Source organism: Methylocystis sp. Uni0008 (assembly GCF_056838045.1).
This window is the reverse complement of sequence record NZ_CM166370.1, coordinates 2,206,554-2,224,451: the sequence shown is the minus strand read 5'-3', so window position 1 is coordinate 2,224,451 and position 17,898 is coordinate 2,206,554. Positions and strand designations below refer to the sequence as shown.

Genomic DNA, 17,898 nt, shown 5'->3' with positions numbered 1-17,898 from the left:
TTAGCCGCCGCCGAAGAGATCCTCGAAGATGCTTCTCTCCTGCGCGCCGCGCCTTTGCCGCGGCCGCTCGATCGAGCCGACCGTCGGAATGTCTTCCGGCGGCAGAAGATCGTCGATCCCGCGCGGCGCCGGCGGCGCGTCGCGCCGAGGCCAATCCTGCTGCGCCTCGGCGACCGGCGGCTCGTCCGGCGCGCCGCCGCCGGAGATCGGCGCCGGCGGACGCGGCGCGGGCGCGCCTCTCCCAGCTTGCGCGCGCGGCGCGGGCCTCGATTCGCCCGTGAACAGGCCGATAAGATCATCCATCGGCTTGGCGATCTCTTCGGGGAGCGCAATGTTCTCCGACCGCCAGGCGCCCGCGGGCAATCCGGCGACCGGCTGTCCCTTCAGCGCGACGCCCATGAAGCGGCTCCAGATTTCGACCGGCAGGTTGCCGCCCGAGGCTTTCTTCGTCGGCGAATTGTCGTCATTGCCGAGCCAGACGCCGGCGATCAGCCGGCCCGTGTAGCCGACGAACCAGGCGTCGCGGAAATCCTGGCTGGTGCCGGTCTTGCCCGCCGCCTCCCAGCCCGGAAGCTCGGCCTTGCGCGCCGTTCCGGTGAGCAGCGTCTCGCGCATCATGTCGTTCATCATCGCGACGTGTTGCGGCGCGATCACGCGGCCGAGCGAGGCGCTCCTGCGCTGGTAGAGCGTCTTGCCGGCGGCGGTCTTCACCTTGAGGATGACATGCGGCTGCACCGCGATACCGCCGTTGGCGAAGGGCGTATATGCCGCGACGAGCTCGAGCGGCGTCACCTCCGACGTGCCGAGCGCGATCGAGGCGTTCGCCTGCAGATCGGACTGGACGCCGAGGCGGCGCGCGGTCTTCGCTACCTGCTTCGGGCCGACTTCCAGCCCGACGCGCACGGCGACGGTGTTGAGCGACAGCGACAGCGCCTTGGTGAGCGTGACCGGCCCGAGATACTGGCGGCTGTAGTTTTCGGGCCTCCAGCCTTTGACGTCGAGCGGGCCGTCCTCGCGCACGGATTCAGGGGTCAGCCCCTGTTCGAGCCCCGCGAGGTAGACGAAGGGCTTGAAAGCCGAGCCCGGCTGGCGTTTGGCTGAGACGGCGCGGTTGAACTGGCTTTGCGAATAGTCGCGGCCGCCGACGAGCGCCCGAATGGCGCCGGTCGGATCGAGGGCGACGAGCGCCCCCTGGGAAACGCCGAATTTCGCGCCCTTCTCGTCGAGTTCCTGTTTGAGCGCGCCTTCGGCCGCCATCTCCATGCGGGCGTCGATCGTGGTCGTGACGACGATGTCCTGGTCGATCGCGCCGACCGTATCGTCGAGCATGTCCATGACATAGTCGGCGGCGTAGTTGATCGCGCCGGCGCCGATGTCGCTGCGCGCGCGCGCCGGATGCGCCAGCGCCGTCTTGGCCATCGCCTCGGTGATATGGCCTTCCTGCGCCATGGCGGCGATCACCTGCGCCGCCCGGTCGGCCGCGCCTTCCGGATTGCGGTCCGGCGCAAGCTTGCTCGGCGCCTTCATCAACCCGGCGAGAACCGCGGCCTCTGAAAGGGTGATGGTCCTCGCGCCATGGCCGAAGTAGCGCTCGGCGGCGGCTTCCACGCCATATGCGCCCGAGCCGAAATAGACCCGGTTCAGATAGAGCTCGAGGATCTGGTCCTTGGAATATTTACGCTCGAGCCAGAGCGCCAGAATCGCCTCCTGGATCTTGCGCGAGATCGTGCGCTCCTGCGTCAGGAACAGATTCTTGGCGAGCTGCTGCGTCAGGGTCGAGCCGCCCTGCATCCCGCCGCGGCCGGTGACGTTGCGGACGATGGCGCGGCCGATGCCGAGCGGGTCGACGCCCCAGTGCGAATAGAAGCGGCGGTCCTCGATGGCGATGAAGGCCTTCGGCACATAAGGCGGCAGATCCGAGAGCCGGATCGCCGCGCCGCCCGTGTCGCCGCGATTGGCGAGAAGCTCGCCGTTCGCGTCGAGGATGGCGATGTTGGGCGGGCGCTTGGGCACCGCGAGCTGATCGATCGGCGGCAGACGCGAACCGTAATAGACGGCGAGGCCGCCGCCGGCGATGGAGCCCCAGAGCGCCAGCGTGACGCTCCAATAGATGAGCGCGCCGAACAGCGAGCGTGAGCGGCGCCTGCGCGGTGTCTTGCGGGGGCGCGCGCGGGGCGGCGGACGGCGTTCGGCGCGCAATTCGCCGTCGTCATCGTCGTCGTTGAACCGCGGTTCGCGACGCCTGTCGCTGCGCGCCATCGGATACTCGCCTGTCGCCGCCGCACGGGCCGAAATGCCTGATGCAGCGTAACGAAGGCCGTTTAAGGGCGGGTTAAGGGTGCATTGAGCCGGCGCGATTCACCCGCGGGGCGCGATCTGGAGGGCTAGCTGCGCTGACCGAGCTAGTGTCCTGTCCCAGAAATTACTAGCCACGTTTTCGCGATTGTGATTCCTTCGGCCCAGGCGGGATTCGGGAGGGCGGCATGGCGAGGGACGGAGCGACCAAAGCGAGCAAGATTGAGCTCAGCGAGAACGAACGGGAATACCTCAAAAGGCTCGTCCGGCGACGCAAGGTGGCGCGTGGGCATGCGCAACGCGCGGAGATCGTGTTGCGGGCCGCTGACGGGCTCAACAACTGCGAGATCGCGGCTGCGGTCGGTGTAACGCGGCAGACCGTGCGCACATGGCGCGAGCGTTTCGCCAAGCACCGTCTCGATGGTCTCGACGATGAGCCGCGCTGTGGCGCGCCACGCAAGATCGGCGACGACCGCGTTGAGGAGATCGTGACCAGGACACTCGAAACGCAGCCCAAGAACGCGACGCACTGGAGCACGCGCGGCATGGCGAAAGCATCGGGCGTGTCGACTTCGTCGGTTCATCGCATTTGGCGTGCATTCTCCCTACAGCCGCATCGCACCGAGACTTTCAAGCTCTCGACCGACCCGCAGTTCGTCGAGAAAGTGCGCGACATCGTTGGCCTCTATCTCGATCCGCCCGACAAGGCGCTGGTGATATGCGTGGATGAAAAGAGCCAAATACAAGCGCTTGATCGAACGCAGCCGCTGCTGCCGATGCGCCCTGGACAAGTCGAGCGGCGCACGCACGACTACGACCGCCACGGCACTACGACGCTCTTTGCCGGCTTCATCGCTGCTGTCACGGCTGAGACGACCGTGAAGGCTGGCAGTGTGATCGGCACATGCATGCCGCGCCATCGCGCGCAGGAGTTCCGCAAGTTTCTCGACGAAGTGGAGAGCAACGTTCCCGCCGGCCTCGACATTCACGTCGTGATGGACAACGCTTCGAGCCATAAGACGCAAGTGATCCGCAACTGGTTCGCCAAGCGGCCCCACTGGCACATGCATTTCACGCCGACATCGTCGTCGTGGATCAATCAGGTCGAACGCTTCTTCGCGCTGCTGGCCGAAAAGCAGATCAAGCGAGGCGCGCACAAGTCCGTCAAAGACCTCATCGCCGCCATCAAGGCTTTCCTCGCCCAACAGAACGCTGATCCGAAGCCGCTGCGCTGGACCAAGTCAGCCGACGACATTCTGGCCTCCATCGAACGCTTCTGCCGTCGCACCCTCGACCTCCAAGCCAAAGCTGGATAGAAACTTCTGAATCAGGACACTAGTTATGCACAATGACGGCCTCGGTCATCGCCTCGCCCTTGCGCTCCCGGCTCCGCCGCGCCAAAGTCTTCGCCCCCGGCGCGGCGCTTTGCCGCGCCGCAATAATATGCGGATTTCCCGGCGATGAAGGTCACGATCGAGAGAGCGGCGCTGTTGCGAGCGCTGGGCCATGTTCACCGCGTGGTGGAGCGGCGCACGACCATCCCGATCCTCGCCAATGTGCTGCTCTCCGCCAAGGACGGCGCGCTGACGCTCAAGGCCACCGACCTCGACCTCGAAATCACTGAAAAGACGGCGGCCGAGGTGTCGCAACCCGGCGCGACCACGCTGCCGGCGCATACGCTGTACGACATCGTGCGCAAGCTGCCGGAAGGCGCGCAGGTCTCTCTGGAGGCCACGGGCGACGCCGGCCAGCTCACGCTGCGCTCGGGGCGGTCGCGGTTCAATCTGTCGAGTTTGCCAGAAAGCGACTTTCCCGACGTCACCTCCGGCGACTTCAGCCACAAGTTCGCGCTGCCGCCCGCGGATCTCAAGCGGCTCATCGAAAAGACGCAGTTCGCCATCTCCTCGGAAGAGACGCGCTACTATCTCAACGGCATCTATCTCCACACGCTCGATGTCGAAGGCCGCCCGATGCTTCGCGCCGTGGCGACCGACGGCCATCGGCTGGCGCGTCTGGAGCTCCCCGCTCCGGAGGGAAGCGCCGGGATGCCGGGCGTCATCCTGCCGCGCAAGGCGGTGACCGAAGTGCAGCGGCTGATCGAGGACGCGCAGGGCGACGTGGCGGTCGAACTCTCGGTCAACAAGATGCGCTTCACCTTTGGCGACGCGCTGCTCACGACCAAGCTGATCGACGGCACCTTTCCCGACTACGCGCGCGTCATTCCCGCCGGAAACGACAAGCGGCTCACCGTCGAGCGCGACGTCTTCGCCAAGGCCGTCGACCGCGTGTCTACCATTTCCTCGGAACGCGGCCGCGCCGTCAAACTCGCGCTTTCGGAAGGCAAGCTCGTGCTGTCCGTTACCAATCCCGACCAGGGCTCGGCGGTCGAGGAGCTGGAAGCCGACTATGACGGACCGCCGCTCGATATCGGCTTCAACGCCCGCTATCTCCTCGACATCACGCAGCAGCTCGACAGCGATACGGCCCTCTTCAAGCTCGCTGACCCCGGCTCGCCGACGCTGGTCCAGGACCGCGACGGCGCCACGGCGCTCTACGTCTTGATGCCGATGCGGGTTTAGTCTTTGCCGGAAGCCGTCAGGCCGCTAGATTTAGTGGGTGCTTGCTGAAATCCCTCGTCTTTGGCCTTGGCTGCTCGCCTGTTTCGGGATCGGCGCAGCCGCTGGGGCGCTAACCCGGCGACCGCCCGAAAACGGCGTCCTCGCGCGCTGGCTCATCTGGACTGCGCTCGCCTTCGGCGTCGGCGTGCTTCTTGTGCGTCTCGGCGCGCTCGAGGCCGCCGCGACCGTCGTCGAAGGCGCTCTCGCGGCCTATGCCGCGTTTATTATCGGCGCCGCGCTCGGCGCACTGGCGCAGCACCGGTCGATCTGGGCGCATGAGGGCTGGGCCGTAGGGCTCATCGCCGCGTCGCTCCTGTGGGTTGGCGCGGCGGTGATCAACCCGTCCGACGGCCAGGAGCGTCGCCGTTACGCCGCGCCGGCGGAAAGCGCGGCGCCGGCCGTTGCGCCCGCGACCGCCCGACGCGCCGACGAAACGCCGGCGCCGGACCCGGCGCCTTCGCCCGCGCCGATTGAGGCGTCGATCGAGGCGAAAGCGTCGAGCGTCCCGGCTACGCCCGCACCTGCCTTAACGCGCATGACGATCGTGAACTGTCAGTCGGCGCTCGAGGAAGTTTCGAGGCAGAGCGAACTGGCTTTTCCCCGAGGCAGCGCGCGCCTGACGTCCTCGGCGGCGCTCGCGCTGGACAGGGCGACTGAGATCATTCGCCGTTGTCCTGAAGGCGCGACGATCGAGATTCGCGGGCATGTTTATGGATCGGGCGCGCGGGCGCATAACGAGGCGCTGGCGCGGCGGCGCGTTGAGGCGACGATCGGCTATCTTGAACGTCAGGACCTGGGCCGACGACGCCTTGTCGCGTCTGGCGGCGAGCCCGAACAGGCGGAAAAGCGGGCCATCGTCTTTACGGTTCGATGAGCCGTTGGCGCCTGAACTTCGGGCGCCGTCGCCGTGCGCCGTAGCGCCGAAAGCAGTTTCTACTTAAAACAGCGGCCCTGAGAGAGACATGTCGCGACTGGAGCCCCCGGTCGTCGCGAAAGGATCGCCTTGAACGCTTTCGACCCGCCCGAGGCCGCTCACCGGGCCGTCGTCGCCGCGCTGCGCGACGACGTGCAGCGGCGGCTAACCTATACGGTCGGCAAGGACAACGCCGACGCCAGTCCGCGCGACTGGTTCGTCGCGACCGCGCTCGCGACGCGCGATCGGCTCGTGTCGTCATGGCTCGGGTCGACGAAGCGCAATTATCAGGAAGACCGGCGGCGCGTTTATTATCTCTCGCTCGAATTTCTCATCGGCCGGCTGCTGATCGACGCGCTGACCAATCTCGGGCTGACCGAAGCGATGCGCGACGCGCTCGCCGAACTCGGCGTCGATCTCGACATGCTGCGCGCGGTCGAGCCGGACGCGGCGCTCGGCAATGGCGGGCTTGGTCGGCTGGCCGCCTGTTTCATGGACAGCATGGCGACGTTGGAAATCGCCGCCATGGGATACGGCATTCGCTACGATCACGGCCTGTTCCGGCAAACGATCAAGGACGGCTGGCAGCACGAATATCCCGAAGACTGGCTCTCCTTCGGCAACGCCTGGCAGTTCCCGCGTCCGGAAATCACTTATGACGTCGGCTTCTTCGGCCATGTCGAAAGTTCGCGGCTCGCCGACGGGATGCTGGCGCATGTCTGGCGACCCGGCGAAACCATTGTCGCCGTCGCCTATGACACGCCGGTCGTCGGGTGGCGCGGCAAGCACGTCAACACGCTGCGGCTGTGGTCGGCGCGCGCGCCTGACGCCCTGCGCCTCGACGCCTTCAATCAGGGCGACCATGTCGGCGCGCAGTCGGAGCAGGCGCGCGCCGAGGCGATTTCCAAGGTTCTCTATCCGAGCGATTCGACGCCCGCGGGACAGGAGCTGCGGCTGCGTCAGGAATATTTCTTCGCCTCGGCCTCGCTGCAGGATCTGATCCGCCGTCATCTAAGGCAGACGGGCGACATCCACCGGCTTGCGGAGAAGGTGGCGATCCAGCTCAACGACACGCATCCGGCGATCGCCGTCGCCGAGCTGATGCGCCTGCTCGTCGACGTCCATGGCGTCGAGTGGAAGGAGGCCTGGCGCATCACCCAGGCGACATTCTCCTACACCAACCACACGCTCCTGCCCGAAGCGCTCGAGACCTGGCCGGTGCAGCTGATGGAGCGGCTGCTGCCGCGCCACATGCAGATCATCTATCTCATCAACGCCATGCATCTCGACTGCTTGCGCGCCAAGGGCGCGAGCGACGCGGCGACGCTCTCCTCCGTGTCGCTCATCGACGAGCATAACGGCCGGCATGTCCGCATGGGGAATTTGGCCTTTCTCGGCTCGCACAAGGTGAACGGCGTCTCGGCGCTGCATAGCGCGCTCGTCAAGGAGACGGTGTTCAAGGATTTCCACCGGCTCTATCCCGACCGCATCGTCAATAAGACGAATGGCGTCACCTTCCGCCGCTGGCTGCTCGAGGCCAATCCGCCGCTGTCGCGATTGCTCGCCGAGACGATCGGCGCGGGCGTGTTCGATCATCCGGAGCGATTGATCGAACTCGAAGGATTCGCGGATGACCCCGAGTTCCAGAACCGCTTTGCGGCGGCGAAGCGCGACAACAAGGCGCGTCTCGCGACGACAGTATTTGAGCGCGTCGGCGTCAAGATCAATCCCGCCGCGCTCTTCGACGCGCAAATCAAGCGAATCCACGAATATAAGCGCCAGCTTTTGAATGTGCTGGAAGCGGTCGCGCTCTATCAGGACATCATCGCGCAGCCGGCGCGCGAATTCGCGCCGCGGGTGAAGATCTTCGCCGGCAAGGCGGCGGCGAGCTATCACCAGGCGAAGCTCATCATCAAGCTCGCGAACGACGTGGCGACGGTCGTGAACGGCGATCCGGCTGCGCGCGGCCTCTTAAAGATCGTGTTCCTGCCCAACTACAATGTGAGCCTCGCCGAAACGATCATTCCGGCGGCCGATCTCTCGGAGCAGATTTCGACCGCCGGCATGGAGGCTTCCGGCACCGGCAATATGAAATTCGCGCTAAATGGCGCGCTGACCATCGGCACGCTTGACGGCGCCAATGTCGAAATCAGGGAGCGCGTCGGCGACGACAATATCTTCATCTTCGGCCTCACCGCGCAGGAGGTCGAGGCGAGCCGCGCGCGGGGCATCGACGCGCGCGAGACGATCGCTGCGACTCCGCGTCTCGCCGAGGCGCTGCGGGCGATCGCCGGCGGCGTCTTTTCGCCGGACGATCCGCATCGCTACGCGCAGCTTGTCGATACGCTGACCTATTACGACCACTTCCTCGTCGCGAAGGATTTCGACGCCTATTGGGAGGCGCAACGGCGCGCCGACGCGCGCTGGCGCGATCAGAAGGCGTGGCGCCGCTCGGCGATCCTCAATACGGCGCGCGTCGGATGGTTTTCTTCAGACCGAACGATCCGCGAATATGCGCAGGAGATCTGGAATGTTCCGGTGTGAGGAATCGCGCTGCTGCAACGCTCGACGCTAAAATATCGTCGCGGCGAAGCGATCGCGGTCCCGGTAGATTTTGAATTGCTTCGACGTTTCGCTCCTCGCAATGACGACGCCGCTTCAAGGACAATAGAGTGACGAAAGCCGACTGGCGCGCTTCCGCGGACGACATCGATGCGATTCTTCGCGCGCGCCATGGCGATCCCTTCGCACTGCTCGGCCTGCATGAGACGCCTGCCGGCTTTGTGATACGCGCATTCGTTCCCGGCGCAACGCGCGTGGAGGCGGTTACGCCCGACGGCCGCGTGATCGCGCCGCTCGATCGCGTTCACGCCGATGGCTTCTACGAAGGGCTGACGCCGCTTGCGGCGCGGGCGCCCTATCGCCTGCGCGCCGCGAACGACGCCGCGCAATGGGAGTTCGCAGACCCTTACGCCTTTTCGCCCGTGCTCGGCGCGATGGACGACCACCTTCTCGTCGAAGGCGCGCATCAGAAGCTTTACGAGAAGCTTGGCGCGCATGTGCTGACGCATGAGGGCGTCGAAGGCGCGCATTTCGCCGTCTGGGCGCCGAACGCCCGGCGCGTCTCCGTCGTCGGCGACTTCAATCAATGGGACGGACGCCGCGCGCAGATGCGCAAGCGGATCGACAGCGGCGTCTGGGAGATCTTCATTCCGGGCGTCGGCGCAGGCGCGAATTACAAATATGAGATCGTCGGGCGCCAGGGCGAACTCCTGCCGCTCAAGGCGGACCCGCTTGGCTTCGAGGCGGAGCTGCGGCCCTCGACCGCTTCCGTCGTGGCAGCAAACGCCCCCTATCAATGGGGCGACGAAACCCACATGCGCGAGCGCGTCAAATTCGAACCGCGGCGTTCGCCCATGTCGATTTACGAGGTTCATCTGCCGTCTTGGCGACGCGGCGAAGACGGGCGCTTTCTCACCTATGACGAACTCGCCGATCAGCTCGTGCCCTATGTCGCGGATCTCGGCTTCACGCATATTGAATTGATGCCGATCAATGAGCACCCGCTTGACGCCTCCTGGGGCTATCAGCCGATCGGGCTCTTTGCGCCGACGCGCCGGCACGGCGATTCCTATGGCTTCCGTCGCTTCGTCGACCGCGCGCATCAGGCGGGGTTGAGCGTCATTCTCGACTGGGTGCCGGCGCATTTTCCGACCGACGAACACGGCCTCTCGCTATTCGACGGCGGACCGCTCTATGAGCATCCCGATCCCAAACGCGGTTTCCATCCCGACTGGAGCACGGCGATCTACGATTACGGGCGCCGCGAAGTCGCGAATTTTCTCATCGCCAGCGCGCTTTATTGGCTCGACCGCTTCCATATTGACGGGCTGCGCGTCGACGCCGTCGCCTCCATGCTCTATCTGGATTATTCTCGCGAGCCCGGCCAATGGTCGCCGAATCCCGACGGCTCCAACGACAATCGCGACGCCGTCGCCTTTCTTCAAAGGTTCAACGAACTCGTCTACGCGCTCTATCCCGGCGTGGTGACCATCGCCGAAGAGTCGACCGCCTGGGGCGGCGTGACGCGCCCGACCTATGCGGGCGGACTCGGTTTCGGATTCAAATGGAACATGGGGTGGATGAACGATACGCTGCGATATCTCTCGTCCGATCCAGTTCATCGCAAATGGCGCCACAACGAGTTGACCTTCGGTCTGCTCTACGCCTTCACCGAAAATTTCGTGCTGCCGATTTCCCATGACGAGGTCGTGCACGGCAAGGGCTCGGTCGTCGGCAAGATTTCCGGCGACGAATGGCGTCGCTTCGCGACGGCGCGCGCCTATTACGGATTCATGTGGGGCCATCCGGGCAAGAAGCTTCTGTTCATGGGGCAGGAATTCGGCCAGACGAATGAATGGAGTTATGCGTCAAGCCTCGACTGGTGGTTGCTCGATTTCCCGCCGCACCGCGGACTTCAGGCCTTCATTCGCGATCTCAACCGCATCTATCGCGATCACGAGGCGCTCTATGCGCGCGACTGCGAGGCCGAGGGCTTTCAGTGGATCGTGGTCGACGACGCCGAGAGTTCGGCGTTCGCCTTCGCGCGCTTCGGCGCCGATCGGTCGCGCCCCATTGTCGTCGTGTCGAATTTCACGCCGGTCACGCGCAACGCCTACAGGCTCGGCTTGCCGCGCGCGGGCCGCTGGCGCGAACTCGTCAATTCCGACGCCGCGATCTATGGCGGCTCCGGACTAGGCAATCTCGGCGCCATTCATGCGCGCAGCGAAGCCTTCCGCGACTTTCCGGCAAGCGCCGAAATTCTTCTGCCGCCGCTGTCGACTCTCTTCTTCGCATTCGAAAGCGATGAACTAAAATGAATATCGAATCGAGTGGAACGATGAGAATGTCCGCTTCAGGAGACCAGGCCGAAGGTTTCCTCATCCCGAGGACGAAGTTACGCCATTCGCCCGAGGATAGGGCTCGTCGGCCCGATGGGGGCGGCGATGTCCGTCTTTGACAATCCGCCGCTCGCGCGCCACGCCATGGCCTATGTGCTCGCCGGCGGCCGCGGCGCGCGGCTGATGGAGCTGACAGACAGACGTGCGAAGCCTGCGGTCTATTTCGGCGGCAAGTCGCGCATCATCGACTTTGCGCTGTCCAACGCGCTCAACTCCGGCATCAGGCGCATCTGCGTCGCGACCCAATACAAGGCGCACAGCCTCATCCGCCATTTGCAGCGCGGCTGGAGCTTCTTTCGCACCGAGCGCAATGAGAGCTTCGACATTCTGCCGGCGAGCCAGCGCGTCTCGGAAGACCATTGGTATCTCGGCACGGCCGACGCCGTCTATCAGAACCTCGACATCGTCGAGAGCTATGATCCAAAGTATATCGTGCTGCTTGCGGGCGATCACGTCTACAAGATGGATTACGAGCCCATGCTGCAGCAGCATGTGGATTCCGGCGCCGATGTGACCATCGGCTGTCTCGAAGTGCCGCGCGTCGAGGCGTCCGGCTTCGGCGTCATGCATGTCGACGAGAATGACCGCATCATTTCCTTCATCGAAAAGCCGAGCGACCCGCCGGCGATGCCCGGTCATCCCGACCGCGCGCTCGTCAGCATGGGGATCTATGTTTTCGAGGCGAAGTTTCTCTACGAACAGCTGCGTCGCGACGCCGACGACGCGCGCTCGACGCACGACTTCGGCAAGGACCTGATCCCCTACATCGTCTCGCATGGCAAAGCGGTCGCGCATCATTTCGAGCGCTCATGCGTGCGCGCGGCAAGCGAACGCAACGCCTATTGGCGTGACGTCGGCACGGTCGACGCCTATTGGGCGGCCAACATCGATCTCACGGACTTTACGCCTCAGCTCGATCTCTATGATCGCAACTGGCCGATCTGGACTTACGCCGAAATCACCCCGCCGGCGAAATTCGTGCACGATCAGGTCGGACGCCGCGGGCAGGCGCTGTCGTCGCTCGTCTCCGGAGGCTGCATCGTCTCCGGCTCGACTCTGCGCCGCACGCTGCTCTTTACAGGCGTGCGCGTGAATTCCTACGCCACGGTCGAGAACGCCGTCATCCTGCCCTACGTCGACGTCGGCCGCTCGGCGCGGCTCACCAATGTCGTCGTCGATCGCGGCGTGCAGATTCCGCAGGGGCTTGTCGTCGGCGAAGATCCGGCGTTCGACGCGGCGCGCTTCCGCCGCACCGAAGGCGGCGTCTGTCTCATCACGCAGCCGATGATCGACAGGCTCGGCGCATGAGCATGTTGCGCGCGCTCGCCATCGCTTCGGAGATGGCGCCCTTCGTCAAGACCGGCGGGCTCGCCGATGTTGTCGGCGCATTGCCGCATGCGCTCGCAGCTGAAAACGTCGAGCTGCGCACGTTGATTCCAGGCTGCCCCGAGGTCCTCGCCGCGCTGCGCGCGGGCGAAACGGTGTTTGAGTTCGAGGATCTCTTCGGCGGACCCGCGTGGATTCACGCCGCGCGACATCATGGCGTCACGATCTACGCGCTCGTCGCGCCGCATCTTTATGCGCGCGAAGGCGGGCTCTATACGGGACCGGACGGCGCGAATTATCCCGATAACGCCTTTCGCTTCGCCGCGCTCGCCTGGGCCGGCGCGCAGATCGGGCTTGGCGCGCTTGACGGATTTGCGCCCGACGTCGTGCATGCGCATGACTGGCAGGCTGCGCTCGCGCCCGCCTATATGCATTACGCCGATCATCCGCGCCCGGCGACGATCTTCAGCATCCACAACATCGCTTTTCAGGGCCAGTTCCCGAAAGAGCTGCTGGAGCCTTTGCGACTGCCGCCGCACGCTTTCGATATCGACGGCGTCGAATATTACGGCGCGATCGGTTTCCTGAAGGCGGGGCTGCAGCTTGCCGACCGTATCACGACGGTGTCGCCAAGCTATGCGCGCGAGATCGAGACGCCGGAGTTCGGCATGGGCCTCGAGGGCCTGTTGAGGGCGCGCGCGGATCGCGTGAGCGGCATATTGAACGGCGTCGACGAAGAGACCTGGGATCCGGCGACCGACCCCCATATCGAAACGCGCTATGATCACTGGAGCCTGCCGTCGCGCGCCAAGAACAAGACGGCCTTGCAGAAGCGGCTGCGGCTGCGCGTCGACCCCGACGCCTTCCTCATCGGCGTCGTCAGCCGGCTCTCTTGGCAAAAGGGGCTCGACCTGCTGCTCGACGTCTTGCCGCAGCTCATGCGCGGGCGCGCGCAACTGGCGCTGCTCGGCGCCGGCGACAAGACGCTGGAAGAAGAATTCACGGCAGCGGAAGCCGCGCATCCGGGCCGCGTCGGCGCGCATATCGGCTATAGCGAAGAACTCGCGCATATGATTCAGGCCGGCGCCGACGCTTTTCTCGTGCCCTCGCGCTTCGAGCCTTGTGGGCTGACGCAGCTTTATGCGCTGCGTTACGGCGCGGTGCCGATCGTCTCGCGCGTCGGCGGATTGAAGGACACGATCATCGACGCGAATGAAATGGCGCTGCAGGCGGAAGTCGCGACGGGCCTGCAATTTTCGCCGACGACCGCCGAAGCGCTCGCGAGGGCGCTGCGCGAAGCCGAGCGGCTGTTCCGCGACGCGGAGACGTGGCGCAAGCTTCAGGTCAACGGCATGAGAACCGATGTCTCGTGGCGCAATCCGGCGCGCCGCTACGCCACGCTCTTTCGGGACGCGGCCGCCGCGAGAGCTGCGTGATCTTTGATGGGAAGAGACCCCCTCCCTGTCCCTCCCCCGCTTTCGCGGGAGAGGGAACCCTAACGATCGGCGTGGCGCACGGTATGCGACATGCGCCGCGTCTTCCTCCCTCTCCCGCAAGCGAAGCGAAGCGGGGGAGGGGCGGGGAGGGGGCATGAGCGGCGCCGCCGATGGCGCGCCGGAGCCGCTTGGCGTCATGCCGGATGCGCGCGGCGCAAATGTCGCGGTCTTTTCCGCTCACGCCGAGGCAATCGAGCTTTGTCTCTTCAATGACGACGACGAAGAGATCGCGCGCATAAGATTGCCGGCGCGCAGCGGGGACGTTTTTCATGGGCATATCGTGGGTCTGAGCGAAGGCCAGCGCTACGGCTTTCGCGCCTACGGGCCTGATGCGCCGGAAGCCGGCCATCGCTTCAATCCTGCGAAACTGCTCGTCGATCCTTATGCGCTCGCGCTCGACCGCGCCTTCGCGCTGCATCCGTCGCTCTTCGCCTATGGCGAGACGGCCCATGCCGACAGCGCCGCGCATGTACCGAAAGCGATCGTCACCAAGCCTTGTGACGCGAATGCGCTGCGGCCCAAACATGCTTGGCGTGAGACGATCATCTACGAGCTTCACGTCAAGGGCTTCACCGCGCTGCATCCCGACATTCCGCAGCAGCTGCGAGGGACCTTCGCCGGTCTCGCGCATGAAGCGGCGATCGCGCATTTGAAACGGCTCGGCGTGACGACGCTGGAGCTCTTGCCCTGCGCCGCATGGATCGACGAGCGCCATTTGCCGCCGCTCGGGCTCTCCAACTATTGGGGCTATAATCCGATCGCCCTGATGGCGCCCGATCCGCGCCTCGCGCCTGGAGGATGGCGCGAAGTGCGGGAGGCCGTCGCCAGGCTTCACGACGCCGGGCTCGAAGTCATTCTCGACGTCGTATTCAACCATACGGGCGAAAGCGACGAATTCGGACCGACGATCTCCTATCGCGGACTCGACAACGCGACCTATTACCGGCTCGCCAACGATCGTGCGCGTTACGTCAATGACTCGGGCTGCGGCAATATTCTCGATTGCGCACGCGCGCCTGTCGTGCGGCTCATCATGGATTCGCTGCGCGCCTGGGCGCTCTATGGCGGCGTCGACGGCTTTCGCTTTGATCTTGCGACGACGCTCGCGCGTCACCCCTCCGGTTTTGATCGCGACGCCCCGTTTCTCTCAGCGCTGCTGCAAGATCCCGTGTTGCGCGAGTTGAAGCTCATCGCCGAACCCTGGGACATTGGCCCCGGCGGCTATCGGCTCGGCGAGTTTCCGGAACCTTTCGCCGAATGGAACGATCGCTATCGCGACAGCGTGCGCCGCTTCTGGAGGGGCGACGCTCGTGGCGTCGCCGAGCTTGCGACGCGCTTCGCCGGCTCGCAGGATGTGTTCTCGCGAAGGCGTCCCTCGCGCAGCGTCAATTTCATCGTCGCGCATGACGGTTTCACGCTGCGCGATCTCGTCTCCTACGCGCATAAGCGCAATGCCGCGAATGGCGAAGAGAACCGCGACGGCGCCGACCACAATCTCTCATGGAATAATGGCGTCGAGGGCGAGAGCGAAGACGCCGCAATCAACGCGAGGCGCGCGCAGGACATCCGCAATCTGCTCGCGACGTTGCTCTTCTCTCGGGGGACGCCGATGCTCGCGATGGGATCGGAACTCGGCAAGACCCAGTGCGGCAACAACAACGCCTATGCGCAGGACAACCCCCTGTCGTGGCTCGACTGGTCGCAGGCCGACGAAGAATTGATCGAGGCGACGGCGCAGCTCATCGCGCTGCGCAAGCGGCATCGCGCCTTGTGCGACGATCTATTTCTCGATGGCTTGCCGCATGACGCGACGCTGATCCCGGACGTTGCATGGCTGCGGCCCGACGGCGCGCCCATGCGTGAGAATGACTGGCGGGACGGCGACGCGCAGACGCTGATCGCCGTGCTCTACGCCGAGGACGATCGCGTCGTCGTCATTCTGCACCGCGGCGCGGATGAGATTTCCGTTCAGCCGCCGCCCGCCCGGGACAATCACGATTGGAGATTGGCGTTCGATTCAGCGAAGGCGAACGCGCACGAAGATGTTGAACAAAACATCTCCATGGCCGCGCGATCGCTTGTGCTTCTCGTCGAAGAAAAGCGCACATCGCGCCGGTCTGCCGCGCCGGCTTCGGAAGAACTCCTGACACGCCTCGCCGAGGCGGCGGGCGTCGAAAGGCAGTGGCGTGACGTAGACGGCGCGCTGCACGACGTTCCGCGCGGAACGGTCTGCGCGCTGCTGGCGCAACTCGGCTTTCCGGTAGATACGCTCGACGCCGCGCGCGAAAGTCTGGCGCGTCTATCCGATTTTCGTGACAGACGCGCGCTGCCGATGAGTCTGACGGCCAAGGAGGTCGAGCCTTTGTCGCTTCGGCTTGCCGCGCGCGACGGACGCACGCCCCGCTGGATCATCGTGAAGCGTGAAGACGGAAGCCAGTCGCGCATATCTTTGCTCGCAGCCGCCGTCCCGGTCACATGGCGCGGACTGGACGGGCGGCGCTGCGACGGCGTTGATATGCGCCTGCCGCCCCTGCCGCTTGGCCGTCACCAGCTGTCGCTCGACAGCGGCGAAACCTGTGCGCTCACGATCGCGCCGCAGGGCTGCTATCTGCCTCCGCACGAGCGTCGCGAATTCGGCCTGTCGGCGCAGCTTTATTCGGTTCGCCGTGAGGGCGATCAGGGAATCGGCGATTTTTCGACGCTCGCCGAACTCGCGCGCGTCGGCGCCAGGGAAGGCGCCGCGCTCATCGCCATCAATCCGTTGCACGCGCTCTTTCCGCAGGACCGCACGCGCGCCAGCCCGTATTATCCTTCCGACAGGCGTTTCCTCGATCCGCTCTATATCGACGTCGCCGATTTGCAGCGCGTGCTCGGCGTACCTATCGCCTTCGACGAGCGCGCCGCCGCGGCTTTACGCGCTTCGGCCGAGGTCGACTATCCTGCCGTCCATGCGCTGAAGATGGCCGCGCTCGAGCGCGCTTTCGGCGCCTTTCTCGATCTCATGCGCCGCCAGCCGGACGCCGCGCCCGTTGCATCATTCTTGCGCTTCATCGCAGAGGGCGGCGCTGCGCTGGCGCGCTTCTGCCTGTTCGAGGCGATCAGCGAGGCGCACGATGGCCAAAGCTGGCGGAACTGGCCGCAGGCGCTCCGCGGGGCGAGCGCGACGGCGCTATTTTCGTTCGCGAGCGAACATGAGTCGCGCCTGCGCTTCCATCAGTTTCTGCAATGGCTCGCCGACGCGCAGCTGACACGCGCCGCGCAGGACGCGCGCGCGGCCGGCCTGTCGCTCGGCTTCTGCCGCGACCTCGCCATCGGCGCGGCGCCAGAAATTTCATCGACGGCTTCGCCATCGGCGCGCCGCCTGACGCTTTCAGCCGGGAGGGTCAGAACTGGGGCTTGCCGCCGCCCAATCGGATCGAGATCGAGAAAAACGGCGGCGCGGATTTTGCGGAATTGGTTCGCGCCAACATGCGCCACGCGGGCGCGCTGCGCATCGATCACGTCATGGGACTTGCGCGGCTCTTCGTTATTCCGGACGGCGAAAAACCGGCCGCCGGCGGCTATCTCAGCTACCCGTTCGAGACCTTGATCGGCCAGCTTGCGCTCGAAAGCCGTCGCGCCGAATGCATCGTCGTCGGCGAAGATCTCGGCACGTCTCCGTGGGTCTTTCGCGAGCGCATCGCGCGCGCCGACGTGCTGAGCTACCGCGTCTTATGGTTTGAACGTTCGGGCGAGAGTTTCGCGCCGCCAACCCACTATCCGGAGAAGGCCATGGCCTGCGTTTCGACGCATGATCTGCCGACGCTCGAAGGCTGGTGGGCGGCGGCGGACATCGCCGAGAAGGAGACGTTGGGGCTGATCGCGCCCGAGGCGGCGGACGCCGCTCGCGCCGCGCGCCGCGCCGAGAAGGAGGCGCTTCTCGATGCGCTGCGCGCGCAGGGGCTGAGCGGCGACGCGCATCAACCGTCGAGCCCTTTCGACGACGCATTGGCGCAGGCGCTGCACGCCTTCGTCGCGCGCACGCCGTCCTTGCTCGCCGTGGCGCAGCTCGACGACCTCGCGGCTGAAGTCAACGCGATCAATCTCCCCGGCACGGATCGCGAACGCGCGAACTGGCGACGAAGATTGCCGCATTCGCTCGACGCGCTCTTCAATTCGCCGCGCGCGCGCGCGGTCTTCGCCGCGCTTTGCCGCAATGTGGACGCTATTTCGGGAGCATATCCGTCTCCTGGCGAAATGGATTGCCGCGGAAGGACATGAGCGTTTCGGGCAGGGCGCGTAACGAAGCC

At 65.3% G+C, this 17,898-nt stretch carries 8 protein-coding genes and 1 pseudogene; 8 read left to right on the top strand and 1 reads right to left on the bottom strand.

The window, feature by feature from the left end; all coding sequences use genetic code 11:
- Positions 1-2,259, bottom strand: a complete 2,259-nt coding sequence (locus AC0X69_RS11050; RefSeq protein ID WP_482607593.1) for a transglycosylase domain-containing protein — start codon at positions 2,257-2,259, stop codon at positions 1-3.
- 224 nt (positions 2,260-2,483) lie between these two features.
- On the opposite strand from AC0X69_RS11050, the gene AC0X69_RS11045 reads away from it, so the two are divergent.
- The 8 genes and pseudogenes from AC0X69_RS11045 (at position 2,484) to glgX (ending at position 17,891) form a co-directional block, all read left to right on the top strand.
- Positions 2,484-3,611, top strand: coding sequence for an IS630 family transposase (locus AC0X69_RS11045; protein ID WP_482607591.1), 1,128 nt, complete (start codon positions 2,484-2,486; stop codon positions 3,609-3,611).
- A gap of 144 nt (positions 3,612-3,755) precedes the next feature.
- On the top strand, positions 3,756-4,874 hold the full coding sequence (dnaN, locus tag AC0X69_RS11040) for a DNA polymerase III subunit beta (RefSeq protein ID WP_482607590.1): 1,119 nt from the start codon (positions 3,756-3,758) through the stop codon (positions 4,872-4,874).
- A gap of 37 nt (positions 4,875-4,911) precedes the next feature.
- Positions 4,912-5,787: an OmpA family protein gene (locus tag AC0X69_RS11035; protein ID WP_482607589.1), complete on the top strand. Its 876-nt coding sequence runs from the start codon at positions 4,912-4,914 to the stop codon at positions 5,785-5,787.
- Positions 5,788-5,916: 129 nt separating this feature from the next.
- Entirely contained in the window at positions 5,917-8,370 is a 2,454-nt protein-coding gene (locus tag AC0X69_RS11030) for a glycogen/starch/alpha-glucan phosphorylase (RefSeq protein ID WP_482607587.1), read from the top strand.
- 128 nt (positions 8,371-8,498) lie between these two features.
- Complete coding sequence (gene glgB, locus AC0X69_RS11025; protein ID WP_482607586.1) at positions 8,499-10,706, top strand: 1,4-alpha-glucan branching protein GlgB; 2,208 nt, start codon at positions 8,499-8,501, stop codon at positions 10,704-10,706.
- A gap of 126 nt (positions 10,707-10,832) precedes the next feature.
- Positions 10,833-12,095, top strand: coding sequence for a glucose-1-phosphate adenylyltransferase (glgC, locus tag AC0X69_RS11020; protein WP_482607584.1), 1,263 nt, complete (start codon positions 10,833-10,835; stop codon positions 12,093-12,095).
- A complete protein-coding gene (glgA, locus tag AC0X69_RS11015) occupies positions 12,092-13,549 on the top strand; it encodes a glycogen synthase GlgA (protein WP_482607583.1) in 1,458 nt (485 codons plus the stop codon). The genes glgC and glgA overlap by 4 nt, the downstream gene beginning before the upstream one ends.
- A gap of 154 nt (positions 13,550-13,703) precedes the next feature.
- Positions 13,704-17,891: pseudogene (gene glgX, locus AC0X69_RS11010) on the top strand (glycogen debranching protein GlgX).
- The last annotated feature ends 7 nt before the right edge of the window (positions 17,892-17,898 follow it).